Annotated in this window: 17 protein-coding genes and 1 pseudogene; 10 read left to right on the forward strand and 8 right to left on the reverse strand. The window is 69.4% G+C overall.

Translation table 11 applies throughout. The annotated features are described in order from the left end of the window. Positions 1-19 precede the first annotated feature (19 nt). The 4 genes from G6O69_RS15230 to G6O69_RS15245 all read left to right on the forward strand — a co-directional run bounded on the left by G6O69_RS15230 (position 20) and on the right by G6O69_RS15245 (position 4,418). Complete coding sequence (locus tag G6O69_RS15230) at positions 20-769, forward strand: ABC transporter ATP-binding protein (protein WP_172304226.1); 750 nt, start codon at positions 20-22, stop codon at positions 767-769. Further along, positions 766-2,205, forward strand: coding sequence for a DUF3526 domain-containing protein (locus G6O69_RS15235; RefSeq protein WP_172304227.1), 1,440 nt, complete (start codon positions 766-768; stop codon positions 2,203-2,205). The genes G6O69_RS15230 and G6O69_RS15235 overlap by 4 nt, the downstream gene beginning before the upstream one ends. Next, positions 2,199-3,635, forward strand: a complete 1,437-nt coding sequence (locus tag G6O69_RS15240; RefSeq protein WP_172304228.1) for a hypothetical protein — start codon at positions 2,199-2,201, stop codon at positions 3,633-3,635. The genes G6O69_RS15235 and G6O69_RS15240 overlap by 7 nt, the downstream gene beginning before the upstream one ends. Positions 3,636-4,019: 384 nt before the next feature. Next, the gene (locus G6O69_RS15245; RefSeq protein WP_176396853.1) at positions 4,020-4,418 is read left to right on the forward strand and encodes a hypothetical protein; all 399 of its coding nucleotides are present in this window, start codon (positions 4,020-4,022) and stop codon (positions 4,416-4,418) included. Between the two features lie 246 nt (positions 4,419-4,664). On the opposite strand, the gene G6O69_RS15250 is transcribed toward G6O69_RS15245, so the two are convergent. Next, a complete protein-coding gene (locus tag G6O69_RS15250) occupies positions 4,665-5,429 on the reverse strand; it encodes a hypothetical protein (protein WP_176396854.1) in 765 nt (254 codons plus the stop codon). 844 nt (positions 5,430-6,273) lie between these two features. Here G6O69_RS15250 and recA point away from each other — a divergent pair. Beyond that, positions 6,274-7,431, forward strand: a complete 1,158-nt coding sequence (gene recA / locus G6O69_RS15260; protein WP_172304231.1) for a recombinase RecA — start codon at positions 6,274-6,276, stop codon at positions 7,429-7,431. Positions 7,432-7,574: 143 nt separating this feature from the next. Here recA and G6O69_RS15265 read toward each other — a convergent pair whose 3' ends face one another. From G6O69_RS15265 to G6O69_RS15275, 3 genes are all read right to left on the reverse strand, one after another. After that, positions 7,575-8,597: a hypothetical protein gene (locus G6O69_RS15265; RefSeq protein ID WP_172304232.1), complete on the reverse strand. Its 1,023-nt coding sequence runs from the start codon at positions 8,595-8,597 to the stop codon at positions 7,575-7,577. A gap of 7 nt (positions 8,598-8,604) precedes the next feature. Then, positions 8,605-9,450, reverse strand: a complete 846-nt coding sequence (locus G6O69_RS15270; RefSeq protein ID WP_176396855.1) for a tetratricopeptide repeat protein — start codon at positions 9,448-9,450, stop codon at positions 8,605-8,607. 180 nt (positions 9,451-9,630) lie between these two features. Further along, positions 9,631-10,743, reverse strand: a complete 1,113-nt coding sequence (locus tag G6O69_RS15275; RefSeq protein ID WP_255215784.1) for a phytanoyl-CoA dioxygenase family protein — start codon at positions 10,741-10,743, stop codon at positions 9,631-9,633. On the opposite strand from G6O69_RS15275, the gene G6O69_RS15280 reads away from it, so the two are divergent. The 3 genes from G6O69_RS15280 to G6O69_RS15290 all read left to right on the forward strand — a co-directional run bounded on the left by G6O69_RS15280 (position 10,742) and on the right by G6O69_RS15290 (position 14,935). Then, positions 10,742-11,521, forward strand: coding sequence for an enoyl-CoA hydratase-related protein (locus G6O69_RS15280; RefSeq protein WP_255215785.1), 780 nt, complete (start codon positions 10,742-10,744; stop codon positions 11,519-11,521). The two genes, G6O69_RS15275 and G6O69_RS15280, sit on opposite strands and share 2 nt — an antisense overlap. A 63-nt stretch (positions 11,522-11,584) precedes the next feature. Continuing rightward, positions 11,585-11,728: a hypothetical protein gene (locus G6O69_RS15285; RefSeq protein ID WP_172304235.1), complete on the forward strand. Its 144-nt coding sequence runs from the start codon at positions 11,585-11,587 to the stop codon at positions 11,726-11,728. Positions 11,729-11,749: 21 nt separating this feature from the next. Beyond that, the gene (locus G6O69_RS15290) at positions 11,750-14,935 is read left to right on the forward strand and encodes a serine/threonine-protein kinase (RefSeq protein WP_172304236.1); all 3,186 of its coding nucleotides are present in this window, start codon (positions 11,750-11,752) and stop codon (positions 14,933-14,935) included. Between the two features lie 16 nt (positions 14,936-14,951). On the opposite strand, the gene G6O69_RS15295 is transcribed toward G6O69_RS15290, so the two are convergent. Together G6O69_RS15295 and G6O69_RS15300 are read right to left on the reverse strand one after the other, a co-directional pair. Next, positions 14,952-16,052, reverse strand: coding sequence for a matrixin family metalloprotease (locus G6O69_RS15295; protein ID WP_172304237.1), 1,101 nt, complete (start codon positions 16,050-16,052; stop codon positions 14,952-14,954). A gap of 20 nt (positions 16,053-16,072) precedes the next feature. Continuing rightward, the gene (locus G6O69_RS15300; RefSeq protein ID WP_172304238.1) at positions 16,073-16,858 is read right to left on the reverse strand and encodes a hypothetical protein; all 786 of its coding nucleotides are present in this window, start codon (positions 16,856-16,858) and stop codon (positions 16,073-16,075) included. A 158-nt stretch (positions 16,859-17,016) separates the two neighbouring features. On the opposite strand from G6O69_RS15300, the gene G6O69_RS15305 reads away from it, so the two are divergent. Beyond that, positions 17,017-18,237, forward strand: a complete 1,221-nt coding sequence (locus G6O69_RS15305) for a cytochrome P450 (protein WP_172304239.1) — start codon at positions 17,017-17,019, stop codon at positions 18,235-18,237. A 122-nt stretch (positions 18,238-18,359) separates the two neighbouring features. Further along, positions 18,360-19,454 (forward strand): AI-2E family transporter, encoded by a 1,095-nt coding sequence (locus G6O69_RS15310; protein WP_172304240.1) that lies wholly within the window; start codon positions 18,360-18,362, stop codon positions 19,452-19,454. Positions 19,455-19,485: 31 nt separating this feature from the next. Here the strand turns inward: G6O69_RS15310 and G6O69_RS15315 are convergent. Next, positions 19,486-19,662: pseudogene (locus tag G6O69_RS15315) on the reverse strand (Rid family hydrolase); the annotation flags it as partial. 51 nt (positions 19,663-19,713) lie between these two features. Further along, a complete protein-coding gene (ligA, locus tag G6O69_RS15320; RefSeq protein WP_172304242.1) occupies positions 19,714-21,789 on the reverse strand; it encodes an NAD-dependent DNA ligase LigA in 2,076 nt (691 codons plus the stop codon). Positions 21,790-21,903: the final 114 nt, after the last annotated feature.

Raw genomic sequence — 21,903 nt, forward strand, 5'->3', positions numbered from 1 at the left:
GCATCGTCACGGGCGCGCCATGCTTGTTGCCTCCCACGTCACTCGGCGCTTCGGCGCCGTCACGGCCGTTGACAACCTCGACCTCAGGGTCGCGCCGGGGCAGCTGTTCTGCCTGTTGGGGGCCAACGGCGCAGGCAAGACCACGACGATCAACCTGTTCCTCGGGTTCTTGGCGCCCGATCGCGGGACAGTCACGGTCGCCGGGATCAACCCGGTCGTCGACCCGAAGGCCGCGCGCCGAAAGTTGGCCTACATCCCAGAGAACGTCGCCCTCTATCCGCACCTGACCGGGATCGAGTGCGTCGACCTCTTCTGTCGGATGGGCGGAGACCTCAACCGGCTCGACCCAGCCGCGCTCGAGAGCTTGCTCGAGCGCTCTGGTCTGACCCGCGAACAAGCCAGGCGTCGCGTGTCGGGCTACTCGAAGGGGATGCGCCAGAAGATCGGCCTGGCGATCGCGTACGCGCGCGAGGCCGAGGCGCTGGTGCTCGACGAGCCGCTGTCGGGTCTGGATCCCGCTGCGGCCAGCGAGTTCTGCGCGGAGCTCGTTGGCATCCGTGACGCTGGCGCGGCCGTGCTGATGACGACCCACGACTTGTTTCGGGCCAAAGAGCTCGGCGGCACGATCGGCATCATGCGCGCAGGTCGACTGGTCGAGCAGCTTCAGGCCAAGGATATTGACGCGCAGGAGCTGGAGCGCGTGTACCTCAACCACATGCGCGCGGCCCCGGACGGCGTCGCGGCGCACGGCCTCGGAGCGACGGCGTGACGCGGCTGGTGCTGTGGCTCGAGCTCGTCCAATGGCGGCGAGACCCGCGGGTGTTTGGGCTGCTCTGCGTCACGGCGCTCGTGCTCGTCGGCGCGACGATCTGGTCGACCGCGGGCGACGTTCGGCAACGAGACGCGCAGCAGCAAGCGGCGCTTGCTGCCCGCGAGCAGTGGGAGGGCCAGGGCGCCGCGAATCCCCACGGGATGGCGCACTTCGGTGACTACGTGTTCCGGCCGACGGGGCCGCTCGCGCAGCTCGATCGCGGCGTGCAAGCGCGGCTCGGGAAGGTCGTGTTCGTCGGGGGACATCGGCAAGGCGTCCCCATGCATGCCGATGTCGCGCGCGCTGGGACGGTCGCCCGCTTCGTCCGTCCCGACCCAGGGTTCTTCCTGCAGATGGTGGTGCCGCTGCTGCTGATCTTCCTCGGTGCGACCGGGCTGGCGCGCGATCGCGACAGCGGCTCGCTCAAGCTCTCGCTGGTGCAGGGCGCGGCGGCGAGCGAGATCTTGCGCGGACACATCCTCGCCCTGTGGGGACTCGGGCTGGCCCTGCTCGCCCTCGTCCTCATGGCTTCGCTCGCGACCTCGTGGATCTGCGGAGGCGCAGCCGTCCTGTCCGCCCTGTCCGCAGCCCGGCTGGCTGCGTTCGTCGCCATCTACGCGTTGTTCCTGGCGTTCGTCGCCGCCTTTGTGGTGGCCGCGACCACGTGGATGAGCTCAGCGCGGGCCGCTCTGCTGACCCTGCTCGTCGCCTGGGTCGCAGGGACGGCGTTGCTCCCTCGGGCGACGGCCGGGGCGGCCGCAGCCGTGCTTCCTCTGCCCAGTCAGGATGCCTTTCAGCAGCAACTGCGGGAGGCGAGGCAGGCCGGACCCGACGGCCACAACCCCCTCGACGCCGAGCTCGCTGCGCGCAAGCAGGCGGTCTTGGACGAGCACGGGGTCGACAGCGTGGAGGCGTTGCCCTTCAACTTCGACGGGATCGCGATGCAGCTCGACGAGGAGTTTGGCAATCGCGTGTGGGACGAGCACTACGGGGAGCTGCGGGGGCGGCTCGAGCAGCAGGTGGCGGTGGCCAGCGTCGTGGGGGCGATCAACCCTTTCCAAGCGATCGACCACCTCTCGATGTCGCTCGCCGGCACCGACCTCGTCCACGACCTCGCCTTCCAGGAGCAGGTCGAAGCCTACCGCCGCGAGCTGATCGCCAAGCTCAACCATGAGCACGCCTACGGTGGATCGCGAACGGATGACTGGTCTTGGGAGGCGCCCGCCGAATTCTTTGCCGGCCTCGAGTCGTTCGAGTACCACCCCCCCAGCCTGCTCGACGCGCTAGGGCGGCGCATTCCCGAGCTCATCGGTCTGATGCTCTGGACCGCGCTGTTGCTCGGGGCGCTGCGCCGCGCGGCCGACCGTCTCGAGCGGGGGACGCTGCCATGCTGAGCCTCGCGCTGGGCTTCGAGCTGCGCTCGCTCTTGCGCAACCGTGCGAGGATGCTCGCCGTACTCGCGTTCCTGGTCGTCGGGGTGTCGGCCATCTTGGTGGGTCAGCGCTTCGTGTCGGAGTGGCGCGATGTGGTTGCGACCGCCGAGCGTGCGCAGGAGGAAGATGTCGACGAGGCATATGGCTTTCTCGATCGCGGTGAGCCGGGGCCCGCCGATCGTCCGTGGATCAATCTCACGGAGCCGATGTGGCAGAGCGAGTACGCGGCCATGCGGGTTCCTCGCGAGCCTGGGCCGCTCGCCGGGATCGCGGCGGGGGCAGTCGACTCCGCGCCGGCCACCTTCCACATCACCGCGTGGGCCGATCCTCTGGCTACTGGAGGCTACCGCATCGAGAACCCCGAGATCGATGCAGGCGGGATCGATCTGACCTTTGTCTTGGCTGTGCTGGCGCCCTTGCTGATCGGCGTCCTCGGGATCGAGATCGGAGGCGGCGAGCGCCAAGAGGGCATCGATCGGCTGGTCGCCGTGCAAGCAGGAGAGTCCCGCCGCTGGCTCGTGTCACGCATGATCGCCGTCGCTGTGATCGCCGGCAGCGCCACCGTGGCGCTGTGCATCCTCGCCGGCCTCCTCGGAGGCGCGCATGGGATGGAGCTCGGATTGTTGGTCGGCGTCGCGATCTCGAACACCATCGTGTGGAGTGGGCTGACCCTCATCGTCAATGCGCGTGCCCAGTCGGTCCGTGGCGCCGCGTTTGCCTTTGGCATGCTCTGGACCACCCTGTGCGTCCTGCTGCCGACCCTTGCCGCAGAGGTGTCGCTGAGCCGGGTGGAGGCCGACTTCGCCATCGCAGACACGCTCGATGCCCGCGTCTCCAAGTTAGCGATCGTCGAGCGCGAGCCAGAGTCCGTGCTGCCAGAGCTCTACGCGCGGTATCCCGAGCTCGAGCAGCTGGCGGCCGCGAAGGACGAGCCCCTCGAACCCGACGTCGCCGGCAACCTCTACTACCTCCTGATCCACGAGGACCGCGTCGAGCGTCATCGCCTTCAGCGCGAGCAAGAACGCCGAGCGCAGGCCGTGTCGGAGGCCGCTGCCTGGTTGACGCCAGTCGTCGCGGTCGGGCTCGCGTGTGAGCGCGTCGCGGGCGTGGGCCCCGAAGCCGCCGCTGGCTATCGCGCCTACCTCATGGATGCGGTTGGAAACCGCGTCCACTGGGTCATCGAGAAGACTTGGGCCAAGCAGCCGCTCGGCCGCGACGAGTTCGATGCGCTCGTACAGGGCACGCCCCCCGCGTACCGGTCGCAGCCGACCGATCTCACCCGTTCGAACCTCGGGCCGCTCCTCGCTCTATCGATCTGGGGGCTCGTGTGCTGGATCGTCGCCCTCGTCGCCCTCGCTCGAGCGGAGCGCAATCTGGCGCGAACCGTGTAGCCACGACTGGTCTTGGGTCGAGGTGCGCGCGGACCACCGCTCGCCCGATCCACGGGAGCTCGCGGCGAGCGAGGAGCTCACCTTCGCACAGTAGGCTCACCCCCCCGTCGTGTCCCACGGCGAAGCTGCGAGCGCCAGCGGGATAGGGCTGAGTCAGCGGGCCCCGCTCCTGGGACAGGGTGAGGCTCCACGAGGGCGTCCCTTCCCGGCTCCAGGCCATCACTCGATCGTCCTCGCTCGCGCAGAGGACTTCGCCGTCGTCCGAGAGCGCCGCCGCTTCGTCGCGGCGAGCCGCGCTCCGCCCCGGCGTCTCGACGCGAACGAGCCCCTCTCGGGTGAGCAGAGCCTCTTTTTGGATCTCCCCGAGTGGTGGACTGCCGGGATTTGTGTCGCTCGTATTCCCAAGCATCAGTTCGTCGCGGTCGGCGAGCACGGCGAGGTCCTGGTCTCAGGCATGTTCGCTGCGCCTCAGATGGCAAGGTCTACATCTGCGGCCAAGCGGGCGTCATCCTCGAGGGGCGCAACGACCACTGGAAGCGGATCGACTCCGATCGTTACCGTGGCCTCGACCTGTGGAGCATCGAGTTCGTCGACGAGACCCTCTACGTGGCCGGCATGCGGATGCTCCTGCGGCGTGAGCTCGACGACTGGGTCCCCGCGACCGAGGTCGGTCCCTGCAACGGGACCGTCGGCTATCTTGCTGCCCACAATGGTGTGATGTGGTCTGCGGGGGAGGGCGACCTCTTGAGGTGTGAGCGTCACCAATGGACGAAGATACGATGAGCTCGCGCTTGCTCCGCTGGGACTTGCTCGAGGAGCACTTCGAACAGTCTCTCGCCCGCTCTCCGTGCGCATCTCTTATCCCCTCCAAAATCCCGAATTCGTCCGTGGACATGCCCTTCTTCGGCCGTTCAAGCTCTCCCGCCACCAACTAAACCTTGAGGAGAACTGAAGATAGTCGCTATCGACGGTGTGTTCGGGGAGCCCGACACGAAGCGGGTGTGCAGCGAGGGCGGACTGCCGATCAGGCTACTCGCCAGCATCGCCTGTTCCCCGAGCCAGCACCAATTTCCAGCCCCTGTCGTCCCGATCCATGGTGAAGAACCGAACCCGTCGCTCGCCATAGTCAGTCAGCACAGCGGCTTGCTGAAGCTGGGCCTGGATTGCGTCATAGACCGCGCCCTCGCCCTGGGTCCCTGCCGCCCGAGCTTCGTCGAGAAGTCGCCGCACTTCACTCGCTCGCCACTCGGCGCCATGGGCCACGGCGGTGGCATCGTAGATGTCAAGAGTCAGAAGCTCGTCGCCATGCTGTTGGGTTCGGGTCTCTCGCCATCGCAGCTCTAGCCAAGCCAGCGCTCGGCCCTCTCGATCCTGCAGCGGTAAATTCCTTCCATCGTAGCTTCGTTCGAAGGCAGAAGGCGGCGAACTCTTCGACTTTAGAGCGGCAGTCTGCTCGTCGTGAAGGCGCCACGGAGAGGCCCCAGGTCGCAGGTGAACTGTGCCACACAGAGAGCCCATGCGATGGAGCACTCGCAGACTCTCGGCTCGATCGATGACCTTGATCAATTGTTCAGCCAGCCGTCGAGCCGTCTCTTCCGAAATGAAAAAGTCGACATGGTGCTCGTGCTCTTCGGGTGGGCAGACCGTACGGGGGAAACTGAGTTGGACCACCCCTGGCGAGGCCAACGGTGAGCTCTCAGCGACGAGTACAGCGAACTCTCCGGCACGCTCGGTTGCCACAGACATCGCCCCTGTCCACAGGTGATGGGTCTTGTCATTGTCCTGCTTGGTCATCATCGGCCTCAGGAGCAGGAGCGTACCTCGGGTTGCTCACCGAGGGGAAGGGGCATGCCGCCATCGAGGAGCTTGTTCAGCTGATTCATTCCTTTGGGACCAAGGTCGTTCGGGTGAACTTGTCCCAAATTAGCCTGCTGCGCGACGTATATCCGTAGGGGCGAAGGCCTCCGAGTAGCCCCAGTGGATCGGGCGATATGTATCCGCCCATGTTGGGATCGTAGTATCGCCAGCGATTGTAGTGTTCATTCGGGATCGATACGGGAGATCAGGTTTACGTGACGGTCATATGACCACTCCCAATTGCCATCGATACTATCGATCGCACGAAGGGGGAGGCCGCTTGTGCTGACTCGAAGTAGGCCGTGGTAGCGCCCTAGTGTGCGCGGCAGAGGACTTGAAGGGCCCCAGGCTTGGAGCACCGGCCGCTGACTTCGTTGCTCGTCAGTCATTTGTGCCCGACAAACTCCCTCCTCGCGCCTCGTCAGCGACCGGCGGTCCGGCGCCTGAGACCCTTCAAGTCCTCTGGCGCGCACACTAGACCCGGGGCTTGGCCGCGTGCAACGAGGGAGCAGGTGATGATCTCCGAGGGTACGCTCAGGCCAACGCAAGGGACGGGCCAGGATCGGCGGGGAGCCGCCTCCAAAATGTCTCCACCGACCAGGCTTGAAACTACCCCAGCCCCAGGTTTTGGGGGCGAAACAGCAGCGATCTGGCCGGGTTGCGGTGGCCGGGTGACAGGCCAACGTCCCGCTGGCAGGCCACCACGCTCCCCGCGCCCCTTCGCAAGTCCGCGAGATCACAACACTTCGACCTGGCGTGCGCTTCGCTATTGCAAACACGCATGGCACGAAACTCCAAATCCAAGTCCAACCCCAAATCCACCGCGCTCGCGCCCGAAGGCAGCGCGGCCGACTCGCCCCTTCGCCAGACCGTGCGCAAGACCGTGGCCGCGATCTGCGAGCGCTTTGGCAAGGGCGCGATCATGGCCCTCGGCGGCGACGCGGGCGACCAGCCGCGCTACGAGGTCATCCCCACCGGCTCGATCGCCCTCGACGACGCCCTGGGCATCGGCGGCCTGCCCCTGGGGCGGATCACCGAGATCTACGGGCCCGAGTCCTCGGGCAAGACCACGCTGACCTTGCACCTCATCGCCGAGGCGCAGCGCCGCGGGCTGATCTGCGCGTTCATCGACGCGGAGCACGCCCTCGACGTCCACTACGCTCAGGCTCTGGGCGTCGACGTCGGCGAGCTGCTGGTCAGCCAGCCCGACTGCGGCGAGCAGGCCCTGGAGATCGTCGACTCGCTGGCGCGGACCAACGCCGTGGGCCTGATCATCGTCGACTCCGTGGCCGCGCTGATCCCCAAGGCCGAGCTCGCGGGCGAGATGGGCGACCACCACGTTGGGCTCCAGGCGCGGCTCATGAGCCAGGCCATGCGCAAGCTCTCGGGCGTGGCCGCGCAGACCAACACCGCCATGGTGTTCATCAACCAGCTGCGCCAGAAGATCGGCGTGACCTTCGGCAGCCCCGAGGTCACCACCGGCGGCAACGCGCTCAAGTACTACGCCAGCGTGCGCCTCGACATCCGCCGCATCGCCACGCTCAAGGACGGCGACCAGCCGGTGGGCTCGCGCACCCGGGTCAAGGTCGTCAAGAACAAGTGCGCGCCGCCCTTCGCCCGGGCCGAGTTCGAGATCGCCTTTGGTCGAGGCATCGACCACGAGGCCGAGATCCTCGACCGCGCCCTCGAGCTCGGGGTGATCAGCAAGGCCGGGAGCTGGTTCTCCTGCGGGGACACGCGCCTGGGGCAGGGGCGCAACAACGTGCTCGAGTGGCTGCGCCAAAACCCCGGGCCGCGCGAGCGCCTGGTCGCGGCGCTGCGCGAGGGGGCGAGCGCCGTCGACCTCGATGGTGAGGGCGGGGGGAGCCCCGATGGGTCCGGGGCCGCGGCTGCGCTCGTGGCCCCGGAAGACAAAAAAGACGCGGCGCGAGCGGCCTGAGCGGGCCGCGGGAGCAAAATGAAGAAGAGCGCCGAGCGGGTCGCTATATGGCCCGCTCGGCGCTTCGTCCTCCCCAAGAGCAGAGGCCGGCGGGCCCCATGGACACGCCGGCCTCGCCGCGGCTCGAGGTGAGCGACTGCGGGCTACTTCTCGATCATCTCGACCTGAACCTGCTCGAAGATCACCGCCTCCTTGTTGGGGAAGGACAGGTGATCCGAGTACTGCAAGGACAAGGTCAAGGTGTAGGTCCCCGGCTCGGGAGCGTCCCGGAGGATCTTGTCGGCGGGGATCGTGGTCTCGAAGCGAGTGACCGTCGGGCCCTCGGGGGGGATGGCCGTCAGCACGTAGTCGCCGTTGCAGCCGAGCAGGCCCTCGAACAGGCAGTCGGGGTAGTTGGGCAGCAGGTAGGCGTGGACGTGGCCCTCGTTGGTGGGGGGGGTGTTGGTGCCGTCGTCGCAAGTCGCGACGCAGGTCGCGGCCTCGTCGCCGAAGGGGTCGCACTCCGCGTTCCAGTGGCAGGGCGCCTCCGGACTGGCGGTGAGCCCAAAGTTGCGCGTGGCGATCTCGATGGTCAGGTCCTCACCGAGGACGTGGACGTGGCCATAGGACGGCTGGAGCACCGCGAGCTGGGGCTTGAGGCCGTTGGTGTCGCGCAGGAAGAAGGTCGTGAAGGCGAAGGCGCTGGGGTTCTCGTAGGGGGTGCCGTCGCCGTGTACGGCCTGGACGCTGACCTGGTGGCCGCCGGGGTCGAAGTCCGTGAGCGTGATCAGGGCCGCGGGCTCGTCGGTGATGACGGCGACCTCTTGGCCGTCGATCGCGACCACGACCATGCCCTGACCGTCGATGCGCTCGTCGGAGTTGCTGAGCACGAAGTCCCTCGGGGTGAAGGCGACCTGGAGCTCGTCCGTGTTGTTGAGGGTCGTGAGCACCTCGGGCAAGTTGAGCTGGAGCGCGGGGCCGATGTCGTCGACGCAGCGGAACTCCTTGCAGGCCTGGTCTTCGAGGCACTCGTCGCTCGACTGGCAGTAGTAGACGTCCTCGATGCGCTCGTCGAATTCGACGCCGTAGCAGGCGCCGAGCAGGCCCCCGCAGGCGGCGAGGAGGCTCAGGCGCGCGAGCAGGTGGCGGGGCTGGCTGGTGTCGGTGGAGATCTTGGTCGTCGTCATGTCAGCCTCAAAACCGTCCGCGGATCAGCAAGCCGGCGCCCTCGGGGCCAGCGGTGGGGGTGACGCTCGGGGTCTTCTCGTTGTTGCCCCGCTTCTTTTGGCCGAGGCCGACGGCCAGCAAGGCCACGCCGGTGATCGCCATGGCCCCGCCGACGGAGAGGCTGAGGATCTGCCCGAGCTGGGCCGAGCGCCCCGAAGCGTCGAGCTCTCGCGCCTCGGCGAGGGTCACCCGCTCGGGGTTGCCCTCCTCGTAGACCGCGTTCATCTGCGCGCCGAAGTTGCTGGCTCGCATCCCGAACACGCCGCCGCCGACACCCGCGGCGAGGACCCCGACGCCGGTGAGCACGGCCCCCGTGATGATCAGCGGGCGCCCGGGCGGGCGCTCGGCCTCGACCTCGACCTGCTGAACGATGACCTTGGGCTTGGAGGCCTTGGCGCGCTCGGCCTCCTCGCGGGCGTTGCGGGCCTCGATCTGCGCCTCGAGGCGCTCGATCTTGTCTTCGGTCGAGCGGGTGTCCTCGGGCGGCTCACCGAAGGCGCTCTCGTAGGAATTGAGATAGGCCTGGTAGGAGATGATCGCCTGCTCGTAGTTCTCGAGGGACTCGTGGCAAAGGGCGATGTTGTAGTGGAAGACCGGCGAGGGGTAGAGGCTCTGAGCCTCGAGGAAGCGCTGGAGCGCCGTCTCGTAGTCGCCGGCGTCGTAGGCGTCTTGGCCCTCGTTGTAGATGCGCATCGCCCTTGCCTCGCTGTCCTCCGTGGGGGCCGCCGCGTAGGCGGGGACAGGGGGAACGATGGCACTCAGGGGCAGGCAGGCGCCGAGTGTGCACGCGAGCAGGCGGGCGCGCGGTCGCAAGGCACGAGGGGGAGAGTGAGTCTTGTGCAAGGGTTAGGCTCCGCGCGCGACTATATCAACGATTTTGGTCTAGCGAGTACCAAGGGCGGCGGTCCGCCCAACTGCGCCAGCAGGGCGGGCGTCGACGCGTCGCGGCCCGCGATCCCTCGGGGGAGGCATCGTGGGACGGGGCGAGGGTGGTCAAAAACCTCGCAGAGGCATGTTTGGCGGGCGCTGAAGCCAATTGTCGCTGGCGTAGCTCGCCGCCCCGTCGATCACGTGCAGGGTGTAGGCGCAGCGCGAGTGGGGCGAGCGGTTGGCGGTGCTGCGGTGGGGGAGCAGCCCGTCGAAGGCCACCAGGGTCCCGGCCGGGACCTCGACGGGCTGCCAGCCTTGCTCGGGCCACGGCCGGGGATCGAGGAGCAAGGTGCGGCAGCGGTCGCCCTCGCGACGAAAGCGCGAGCGCAGGCCCTCGCGGTGGGCACCGGGGAGGACCTCGAGGCAGCCGTTTTCCATGTTGGCGTCCTCGAGGGCGAACCACAGGCCGATCGCCGAGGGCGGATCCGTGACCAGGTAGGTGGCGTCCTGGTGCGCGAGGACCTCTGCGCCCACGCGCGGGCCCTTGAAGATCACCATGCTCTGCAAGAGCAGGGGCTCGGCGCAGCCGAGCTCGGTGACCAGCGCGGCCAGGCGAGGGTCGCGAGAGAAGCGGTCGAAGAGCGGGTGGAGATCGTGCAGGGCGTGGCCGAGCTTGTTGACCCGCGGCTGCCCGGCGTCGCGCTTGGGCTCGAGGAAGGCCCGGATCTCTCCGGCCGACTCGAAGAAGTAGGGCTGGGCGTGGCGCTGGCCGTGGGTGTCGAACTCGACCTCGAGGCGGGCGGGATCGATGGCGGTGACGATCTCCTCGGCCGCGGCGCGCAGCTCGTCGCAGCGCTCGCGCGGGTAGAAGTCGGGGATGACGAGGTAGCCGTGCTCCTCGAAGCGCTGGCGGCGGTCGCTGGGGCCCATGGTGGGGCGACGATAGTGGGCGCGGCGGCGCTGTGGAAGGGGCGTGCGCGGCCGCTCGTGGCCCATATTCTGGGCGGGACGGTGCTCTCGATCGAGGCGCAAAGAGCCCGGGACTGGCGGCTGCGCTGGCGCCTGCCCTTCTTCCAGGCCGTCCTGGCCAGTGACCAGGAGCTCCCCTGCTGGACGATCGTCGTCTCCTTCTCCGACGAGATGTCCGCAGATCTGAGGGCCTGGGCCCATGGCCCGACGCCGACGCGCTCTTCGAGGTCGGCTGAGCGGCCGCGCCTCGCTTACCATGGCGGCCATGGCGACTTTGACCCACGTTCGCTACTCCAGCGCAGCCCCCCTCGCGACCATCACCCTCGACCGCCCCGAGGCCCGCAACGCCTACAGCGACGAGATGTGCACGCAGCTCGTCGCGGCCCTCGACGAGGCCGAGGCTGACGACGAGGTCCGCTGCGTGATCCTCACCGGCGCCGGCAAGGCCTTCCACGCCGGCGGGGACATCAAGGCCATGCGCGCGCGCGAGGGCATGTTCGCTGGCGACCCCGGGGAGCTGCGCGGCCGCTACAAGCGGGGGATCCAGGCGGTGCCCCGGCGGATCGCCGAATTCGAAAAGCCGCTGATCGCCGCGATCAACGGGCCGGCGATCGGCGCGGGCCTCGACCTGGCGTGCATGTGCGACCTGCGTGTCGCGGCTCGGGGCGCCAAGCTCGGCTCGACCTTCGTGCGCGTGGGCCTGGTCCCCGGTGACGGCGGCGCCTACTTCCTCGCCCGTGTCGTCGGCTTCCCGCGGGCCCTCGAGCTGGTGCTCACCGGGAGGGTGGTCGACGCCGACGAGGCCCTGGGCATGGGCCTCGTCCACGAGGTCGTCGAGCCCGAGGCCCTGATGCACGCGGCCTGCGCCCGGGCGGAGGCGATCGCGGCCTTGCCCCCGCTGGCCGTGCAGCTGACCAAGCGCGCGGCCTACCGCAGCTGGGGCGCCGACATGAGCACGGCCCTGGAGCTCGCGGCCAGCTACCAGGGGATCGTCCAAAATCACGAGGATCACCTGCGGGCGCTGGGCGTGGACGTGGCGAAGTGACCGCCTTCGCTGCCATCGACGCGCTGAGCGGCGCTCTGCCTGCCCGGCAGGGAGGGCAACGATTTGTCCCCGCCCGTCGAGGGGCTCCTGGCAGGGCGCCCTGCTAGCGTCGACGTCTCGCTCGCGCGCTTCCCGGGCTTCGGGGAGGGCTCTGGCTGCGGGGAAGGCCAGGCGATGCGCGCCGGGCAGGTCTGCGAGGTCTGGTAGCGGTACCATCGGGCCCCCCCGATGCACGAACCGAACAGCGAGGGCTCGCCGGGCGAGAACCGCGACAGTCGCGAGAGCGACGTCTCAGACGAGCACACCTTCGTCGACCTCCGCCGAGGTCGCGGCGAGGGTGCTCGCGCTGGCGAGGGTGAGGACGAGGCGGGCGAGGCCGCCGAGGAGACCTTCCGCGCCGGGGACAAGATCGCGCGCTACACCGTGCTCGAGACCATCGGCTCGGGGGGCGTGGGCATCGTCTACGCCTGCTACGACGCGGACCTGGATCGCAAGGTCGCCCTCAAGCTGCTGCGCGCGAGCAAGCGCGGCGGCAACCCGCGCGCGACGAAGACCCGCCGGCGCCGGATGCTGCGCGAGGCCCAGGCCCTGGCCCGGCTCTCGCACCCCAACGTGGTCCCGATCTACGAGGTCGGGACCTTCGACGGGCAGATCTACCTGGCCATGGAGTTCGTCGAGGGCACGACCTTGATCGGCTGGCTCGAGGAGCGCCCGCGGGCCTGGGCGGAGATCGTCGACGTGTTCATCCAGGCCGGCGAGGGCCTGTGCTCGGCTCACCAAGGCGGCATCGTCCACCGCGACTTCAAGCCCGAGAACGTGCTCGTCGGGGATGACGGCCGGGTCCGCGTGCTCGACTTCGGCCTCGCGGCGCTGCGCCGGGCCGAGGCTGATGAGTCGGGAGAGGACGAGCAGATGATCTTCGAGCCGAGCCGGCTCGAGCACAGCTCCTACGGCCACGGCTCTGGCCGCGGCCCCGCGGTGACCCGCGAGGGCCAGGTCATGGGCACGCCGGCCTACATGGCCCCGGAGCAGGCGGCGGGGGCCGGCGCCGACGCGCGCAGCGATCAGTTCAGCTTCTGCGTGGCGATGTACGAGGCCCTCTACGGCGTCCGCCCCTTCCACGGGCGCTTCGACGACCCCCGGCGCTGGCGCAGCCTCGAGCGCCTGCGCAGCTTGCCGGGGACCCGGCCCGCGGACATGCCCGCGAGCGTCGAGCGCGTGCTCGTTCATGGCCTGAGCCTCGAGCCCGGGCGGCGCTTCGCCAACATGGCCGAGCTGCTCGTGGGCCTGCAAGACGCCGCCGCCGGCCCGCGCCGACGTCAGCGCTGGCTGCGGGTCTCGCTGATGGCCGGGGTGGCCCTGGTCCTGGGCGTGCTCCTGGTCGAGCTCGTCCAGGAGGTCGGGAGCTCGGAGCTCGTGTGCGAGGACGGGGCGGCGATGTTCGAGGGGATCTGGGATCCCGGCGTGCGCGACGAATTCCACCAGCGCGCGCTGGTCTCGAACCTGCCCTACGCCGAGCGCACCTGGACGACCATCGCCGAGGGCTTCGAGGGCTGGAGCGAGAGCTGGCGCGCGGCTCGGCTCCAGGCCTGCGAGGCCACCCGGCTGCGCGGCGAGCAGACCGTCGAGGTCCTCGACCTGCGCCTGGCCTGCCTCGATCGTCAGCTGGTCCGCTTCAAGGCGACCCTCGACGGCCTGCGCGCCCGCGAGCTCGATCCCGAGGCGCTGCTCGATCAGCTGATCGAGCAGCGCGAGCGCCTGCCCAGCCCCGAGCGCTGCGACGCCCTGAGCATCCTCGAGCGCGGCGGAAGCGAGCACGCCCAGGTCATCTCGGACGAGGTCCGCGAGGAGCTGCTCGAGCGCATCGCCAGCGTCGAGGGCCTGATCGACGCGGCCAGCTACGACGAGGCTGTCGCGCGCGCCGAGGGCGTGGTCGACGACGCCCGCGAACTCGGCGACGCGCCGCTCGAGGCCGAGGCCCTGCGCATCCTCGGCCTCGCGCTGCACGGCCAGGCCAGCGACCCCGAGCGGACCCGCGCCGTGCTTCGCGAGGCCGCGGTGCTCGCCCAGCGCTCGGGCGCCGAGCGGGTGTTCGTGGGCGCGGCGACGGCCCTGATCGACGAGCACGCCCTGGGCCATGTCGAGCTCGCCGGGCTGTGGGCCGAGCTCGCGCGCGCGACCCTCGACGGCCTCGGCGGCGATGTGGAGCTCGAGATCGATCTGCTGCTCGCCCTCGGTGACCTGGCGATGGTCGAGGGGGACTACGAGCAGGCCCTCGACCACCACCGCCGGGTCCTCGAGCTGGTGCGCGAGCGCAGCGGGGAGCGCCACCCCACTCACCTCCGGGCGCTGCGCAAGCTCAGCGACGACCTGCGCGAGCTCGGGCGCTTCGCCGAGGCGACCGAGATCCTCGAGCGGACCCGCGAGCAGGCGGCCGAGGTCTGGGGCCCCAAGCACCCCGAGGTCGCGCGCACCCTCGACGCCCTCGCCAACGTGCTCACCGAGCAGAGCCGCCTCGACGAGGCCCTCACCCTCGCCGAGCGCTCCTTGGCGATCAACGAGGAGCTCGGCGGGCCGAGCTCGGCCGCCGTCGCGCGCACCCTCAACAGCATCGCGATCATCCACGACGAGGCCGGGCGCTACGGCGAGGCCGCGCGGGTGCTCGAGCGGGCGCGGGCGATCCTGATCGCGCGGCGCGGCGCGGAGCACCCCGACGTCGCCGTGGTCGAGGTCAACATCGGCTCGGCCAAGCAGAACCTCGCCCGCTACGACGAGGCGATCGTGCACTACGAGGTCGCGCGCGGGATCTTGTCCGAGAGCCTGGGCGCCGAGCACGTGAGCGTGGGCGTATGCCTGCAAAACATCGGCGCCAGCCAGGCCGAGCGCGGGATCCTCGAGGGCTCGCGCGAGGACTCGGGCACCGCCCTCGACAGCCTCGCGCGGGCCGAGCCGCTGCTCGTCGCGGCCTTCGGTCGCAAGCACCCGGCGATGGCCTCCCTCGAGCACAACCGGGCCATCGCGCTGACTGGTCTGCGGCGCTACGAAGAGGCCCTGGCCGCCGAAGAGCGCGCGCTCGCGGCGAAGGAGGGGCTCTACGGCGAGGACCACGTCGAGCTCGTCGAGTCGCTGGCCTGGCTCAGCGCGATCGAGCGGGCCCTCGACCACGGCGAGCGGGCGCTCCTGCTCGCGCGCCGGGCCGTCTCGCTCAGCGGTGAAGACAACGCGCCGAGCGAGCGTGCCCAGGCCCAGCTCGCCCTCGCGGCGGCGCGCTTCGACCTGGCCGAGGGTGACGAGGTCGAGGAGGCGACGGCCCGCGAGCTCGCCCGAGCCGGGCTGGCCGAGCTCGAGCGGGCCGAGGGGGCGGTGCTGGTCCGCCGTGAGATCGAGGGCTGGCTCGCGGCTCACGGCGGCTGAGCGACTCGAGGTCGAGCTACTGGATCACCAGCTCGGCCAGGTAGGCCGCGTTGTTGCTCTCGTTTTGCTCGGAGACCACGTCTTCGCTGTCGATGATCACCCCGATCCAGTAGCGGCTGCCCGAGCTCAGGTTGCTGGGCAAGGTCAGCGAGCGGGTCCAGGTGAACGGCCCGTTGCGGCCCTTGTTGAGCGTCGAGCTCGCGATCTGGGTGTCAGCGGTGCTGATGGTCGAGTTCGTCGAGATGAACCACTTCACGGTCACGCTCTGGTAGGTGCCGCGGTTCTCGGCGGTCTGGCGGACCTTGATCGTGTCGCCGGCGGCGACCGAGTAGGCCGGCTCGTTGAGCGCGCTGTCGTAGGGGGTCGCGCTCGCCAAGGTGGTGCCGGAGGCGTCGGTGACCGGGGTCCGGGCGTGGCGCGAGTAGCCGTTGACGTTGGCGCTCCACTCCCAGTGGTAGATCGACAGATCCTCGTTGGGGGTGGTCCGCTGGCCGTAGTGCGCGATCAAGCCGTTGCTGGTGTCCTCGCTGATCACCGACTCGGTCGAGCTCCCGTTGGTGTTGACCACGTTCCAGGCGTTGCCCATGACGTTGAAGACGTCGCCCTCGTGGGCCATGCCCAGGGCGTGGCCGAACTCGTGCAGCGCGGTGTTGAGCAGCGGGCGCTTGCCGCTGCTCTTGTAGGCGACGCTGTCGGACTTGGCGTCGGTCGTGGCCCAGGCGTAGCTCGAGTCGAAGTAGACGTCGGTCTCGACCAGGTTGCCGCCCGAGCTCCACATCCAGGTGCAGGCCAAGGAGCCGCACAGCGAGGTGCTGTTGGTGGTGAAGGTGACCTCGGACTCGCCGTTGTTGCCGGCGACGGTGTTGTCGTTGTCGTCTACCAGCGAGACCCGCATGTTCGAGGGGTTGGCGTTGAGCTTGGACGCCGCGTTGTGCAGCGCGGTGTCGTAGTCCGGCGCGAACGAGGCGACCCAGGGCGCGAGGTAGAGGGTCGTCGAGCTGCCGGTGCGGGCGTTGTTGAGGTTGTAGGCCTCGGCGGAGCTCGGGGCCTGGAGCAGGCAGGCCGCCGCGAGCACGCCGAGGGAGGAGATCAGCTTGGTGTTCAGCTTGATGGTCATGAGTCGTCTCGCTTTCTCGCTCAGCGCGGAAGCACGGGGTTGAAGTCATTGGCCTCGAGGGCCGTTCGCTCGGCGCGCTCGGCCTCGCTCTCGGGCGCCGCGACGGTGGCGGGCGCGCGGTGAGCCTGGGCGCTGGCATAGGCTGCCGCGAGCTCGTCGGGGGTCGCCTGCCGGGGGCCAGCGAACGAGAAGGGGGCGTCGAGATCGAGGACGGGCGCGGCCTCGGCGTCGACATCGGCACCATCGAGGCCGAGCTCGCGGAGCTCGTCGATGATCGCCGCGGCCCAGCCCGGGCGGGGGGCGTAGGCCGACACGCCGTCGCCTGTCTCGCCGGGCTCGAGCAATTGGACGCGGCCCTTGGCGCCTTCGACCAGGGGGCAGCCGCGCTCGCCGTTGCCCGCCGCGAAGATCAGGTCGCGGTCGCCGAGTTCGAAGGTGGGGATCTCGGCGATCTGGAGCACCTTGCCGTCGGTCAGCGGGCCGCCGAGGAAGCGCGCCGCGTATTCGGGCTCACCGTCGAGGCCCTTGAGCTCGTCCTCGATCTCCCAGGTCACCACGGTGAAAGGCAGGCGCTGGCCGTGCTCGTCGGGGGAGGAGAGCTGATGGGTGATCGAGACGACGCGGCCAATGAACACGGCGTCAGCCTCGCTCGCCAGGGTCTGCGCGGCGAGGACGTCCGCGGCGCCGGCTTGCTCGGCGCCCGGCTCCGGGGCCAGCTCCAGTGAGGCGCCTGGGCCTGCGCCATCGGGTCCTGGCTCGGCCTCACACGCCGGGGCGAGGAAGGCGAGCAGGAGCGGGAGGCTCAACCACCGCGAGGTTGGGCGGTGCGTGCGGGGTGCAGAAATCGATTCGTTCATCTCGCGCCCACCCTTGCCGTCGGCCTGACAGGTAATGACAAGGGGGGAGGTTTTTTTGTCGCGAAGGTCGAGGGGGGCGGGCCCGCCATGCGTGCCACACTCGGGACATGCAGACCCCCGAGACGCTTCAGCCTCCCTACGATCTGATGGGCGAAGACATGCAGCGCGCGCCGCAGCGGCTGTGGCATCAGCTCGCGAGCGAGTGCCCGGTGCACTTCGCTCCGCAGCTGCACGGCTTCGTGCTCTCGTCCTGGGCGGACTGCGCGGCGCTGCTGCGCGACCCGGAGCTCTCGACTGGGCTGATGACCGCGGCCCTCGACATGCGCCCGCCCGAGGAGGCCGCGGCGATCGAGTGGCTGCGCAAGACCGTGCGCCTGTGGATGGGTCATACGGTCCCCGAGGACCACACCCGCCTGCGTCGCCTGCTCCAGGGCTACTTCACTCCCAAGACGGTGCGCACCCTCGAGCCCGTGGCCACGGCGATCGCCGACGAGCTGCTCGACGCGGCCGAGCAGGCCGGGCGCTTCGAGCTCGTCGATGATTTCGCCTATCCGCTACCGGCGCGGGTCATCGCGCACATGCTCGGCGTACCCACGCAGGATCACGAGGCGATCCAGCGCTGGTCCGCGGACATCACCAAGGTGTTCACCAGCGTGGCCTTCGAGGACATCCTGACCGCTCAGCGCAGCATGCAGGAGATGATCGATTACATGGTACCGATCGTCGAGGAGCACCGGGGCAACCCCCAGGAGGACGTGATCTCGGCGTTCATCGAGGCCGAGGTCGAGCACCGGGTCTCCGTCGAAGAGATCCTCTCGAATTGTGTGCTCTTGCTCTTCGCTGGCCACGAGACCACCGCCAACTTGATCGCCAACGGGACCGTCGCGCTCTTCGAGCACCCCGAGCAGCTCGCGCGCCTGCGGGCCGAGCCCGAGCTGATGGCCAACGCCATCGAAGAGATGTTGCGCTGGGAGGGGCCGGCGACCCTCACCATGCGCATCAACGGCGGGGAGCCGCGGGTCATCGCCGGGGTCGAGATCCCGGCGCACGCGATGATCGTCGCGGGCCTGGGCTGCGCGAACATGGACCCCCGCGAATTCGAGGATCCGCTGCGCTTCGACGTCGCCCGCGAGAAGCCCAAGACGCTGACCTTTGGCATGGGCGGGTTTTACTGCCTGGGCGCTGCGCTCGCGCGCATGGAGGGGCGGGTGGCCTTCTCGCGCATGCTCGAGCGCTTCCCCGAGCTGGCCCCCGTCGGCGCGCCCGAGTGGTCGCTGACCTCGCCGCTCAACCGTCAGCTCCAGCGCTACGAGCTGCGCGTGCGCTGAGCGGTGAGACCTCGCGGCACGGCTGCGCGCCGGGGTGTGGCAACTCGACTCGCCCCGGCTCGGAACACCGCTCGGTCCGCGGCTCGGCCCGCAGTGGCACGGTCCTCGCACTGTCATCGCGCATGCGCGCTCCTCGGTCCGATCGCAAGGTGCAGATCGCCGCGGTGGTCGCCCTCGCCGCCTTCCTCGGGCTGGCGCTGTGGCACCCCGCCTTCCTCATGCTCGGCTTCGCCAGCGCGCTGATGGGCGTGGCGCTCCACGGGGCCGCGCGCGCGCTGAGCCGCCGGCTGAAGATCGGCGAGCGCTGGTCGCTGGTCGCCGTGCTCGTCGGGCTCTTGTTGGTCACCGCCGGCAGCTACGCGGCCATGGGCGCCTCGGCGATCCAACAGTACGACGAGGTCCGCGAGACCCTGCCCGCGGCGGCCTCCCAGGCCATGGACTACCTGTCCTCGCAGCCCTGGTCGGCGCCCCTGGTCGCCAACATCCCGCCCGTATCCGAGCTCAGCGAGGAGCTGATGCGCTTCCGCTCGTCGATCATGACGGCGATCAACAGCGTGTCGACGGCGATCAGCGGCGCCCTGATCGCGCTGATCGTCGGGATCTACCTCGCCTGGCAGCCCGACCTCTACGCCCGCGGGGTCGAGCGCCTGTTCCCGCGAGACATGCGTGGCAGCGCCCGCGAGGTGCTCGAGCGCGTCGCGGCGCGGCTGCGCAGCTGGCTGGTGGGGCGCTGCTTGTCGATGGCCGCCGTCGGCGTGCTGACCGGGCTGACCATGTGGATCATGGACATCCCCATGCCCCTGGCCCTCGGCCTGTTCGCCGGGGTGATGGCCTTCGTGCCCTACGTGGGACCGATCCTCTCGGCCGTCCCGGCGATCCTCCTGGGCTTCACCGAGTCGCCGATGATGGCGCTCTACGTGGGCCTGGCCTACGCCGTGATCCAGCAGGTCGAGGGCAACCTGATCACCCCGATGATCCAGCAGGAGAAGGCCTCCGTGCCCCCGGCGCTGCTGCTCCTCGGCCAGGTCCTGGCGGCCTCGCTCTTCGGCTTCGTGGGCGTCCTGTTCAGCACGCCGCTGCTGGTCGTGACCATGGTCTTGGTCCAGGTCGTCTACATCGAGAAGGTCCTCGGCGAGGGCCAAGACGATCTGGGCGCGCCGCGGGCCGAGGACGTGGACCCGGCGGACTCCGGGGTGATCGTCGTCGCGATGCGCTGACTCGCCCGGCTCGACGCGGGAGGCGAGCTGCTCAGGTCTTGCCGACGTAGGCGTCGGCCTCGATCTCGATCAGCATCTCGGGGTCGATCAGCGCGCGGACCTCGACCATGGTGGTGGTCGGGTGGTGCTCGGCAAAGAACGCGCCGTGGGCCGCGCCAAAGGCCTGCCAGCGCGAGATGTCGGTGACGAACATGCGCGTGCGGACGATAGGTGCGCTGGACCGTCATGGCGCGAGGATAACCGGCCTCGTGCGCGATGATCAGGCCTCGCCGATCATCTCGAGGAACTCGCCCTCGGTGATGATCTTCAGCTTGGCTCCGCCCTCGATCAGCTTCTCGGCCTTCTTTTGCTTGCTCGACTTGGCGCCCTTGCCCGCGCCGATCACCAGGTAGTCGAGCTCCTTGTTGACCCCGGACGCCGCGACGCCGCCGTTTTGCTCGACCTTGTCCTGGGCCTGCTTGCGGCCGAAGGCCTCGAGGGTGCCGGTGAACAAGAAGCTGTGCCCGCCCAGCGGGCCCTCGACGGCGGCGGCCTCGTCTTCGCCCTCGAGCTTGGCGGGGAGATCGATCACCTGGACGTGCTCGAGCAGGTGGTCGATGAGCTCGGCGCGCGCGGCGAGGCCGGCGAGCAGGGCGTCGGCGATCGCGTCCTTGATGCCCTTGACCTCGAGCAGGGCGTCGCGGTCGAGGCCGCGCACGGCCTCGAGGGTGCGAAACTCGCTGGCCAGGAGCGCGGCGTTTTGCTTGCCGAGGTGGTCGATGCCCAGGGCCTGGAGGAAGGTGGCGAGCTCGACTTGCTTGTGGGCCTCGACCTGATCGACGAGGTTCTGAGCGCTGCGCCGGCCGAGGCGCTCGAGCTCTTCGAGGTCCTCGGCGCGCAGGATGTAGAAGTCGGCGGGGCTCGAGAGCAGCCCGGCGTCGACGGCCTGGGCCACGACCTTGGGGCCGAAGCCCTGGATGTCGATGACCTTGGCGAAGTGCTGGAGCTCGCCGAGGCGGGCCGAGACGCACGCCTCGGGCTTGGAGCAGTAGAGGAACTCGCCGTCGCGCTTCTTGCGACGCACGGCCGGGCTGCTGCACGCCGGGCAGCGCTTGGGGATCTCGAAGAGCTCGGCCCCGGGCCCGGGGCTGACGGTGCGCTCGACGTAGGGGATGACCCCGCCGCGGCGCGTGACCTCGATGGTCGCGCCCTTGCTCAGGCCGAGGTCCTCGAAGTGGTTGAGGTTGAACAGCCCTGCCCGGCCGATCATCGCCCCGGACAGCTCGATCGCCTTGAACAGGGCCACGGGGGTGATCGTCCCCGTGCGGCTGACCGACCACAGCACGTCCTCGAGGCTGGTGGTGCCCGTGTCGCCCTGGAACTTGTAAGCGATCGACCAGCGCGGGTGGTGCCCGGTCTCGCCCAGGCGCTGCTGCTCGCCGACCTCGGCCGCGCGGTAGACCACGCCGTCGATCTCGTAGTCGATCTTCGCCCGGCGCTGCGACCAGGTCTCGTAGGCGGCCTGGAGCTGGTCGCGGGCGACGAAGTCGCACTCCTCGACGACGAAGCCCGCGGCCTTCAAGGTCGCGAATTTGTCGCGCTCGTGCTCGAGCTCGTGGTTGACGAGGTCGTAGGCGTAGAAGCTCAGGCTGTAGGCCCGGGTCTTGCCGCGCTCCTTGTTCTTGATCGCCCCGGCGGTCAGGTTGCGGGGGTTGGAGTACTGCTCCTTGAAGCGCTCGAACACCGAAAGCCGCATGAAGAGCTCGCCGCGGACCTCGATCGCCAGGTCCTTCAGGCCGTGGCCGTCGCGCTCGAGCTGCTTGGGGATGTCCTCGACCTCGAGGGCGTTGACGGTGATGTCCTCGCCCTCGCTGCCGTTGCCGCGGGTGGCCGCGAGCACCAGCTTGCCGTCCTGGTCGTAGCGCAGCGAGCAGGCCACGCCGTCCATCTTGGGCATGACCAGGACATCGCCCTCGAATTTCTCGGCCCAGCTGTAGAGGTCCTCGGGGCCGTAGCACTTGTCGAGCGAGAGCATCGAGCGGGCGTGGCGGACCGGGGCGCCGAGGCGCTCCTCCGGGGGGATCGAGGTGATCGCGTCGGCCTCGATGACCTCGCCCTCGGGGGTGCGCTCGCCGAGCTCGTCGAGCACGGGGTGCTCGGGCTCGACCCGGCGCAGGGCCTCGACGATGCGGTCGTAGAGCGGGTCCGGGATCGTCGGCGCGTTCTCGTTCCAGTACTCGTCGTTGGTCCGGCGGATCAGCGCGGCCAGGGTCGCCGGGGCAAACTCGGGCAGGCCCCGCTCGATGGCGGCGGCGTCCATGGACTCGATCTCGGAGGGCGTCGAAGCGGTGGCCATTGGGGGTCCTCGATACCAACGCGAGGCTGGTCCGGCCAGGGAATTCGACCCCGCAGATGGTCTCGGCGAGATCAGGTCAAAACGCCATATATCCGGCGAATTCGGGCGGCTGGG

It is taken from the genome of Pseudenhygromyxa sp. WMMC2535, from assembly GCF_011083025.2.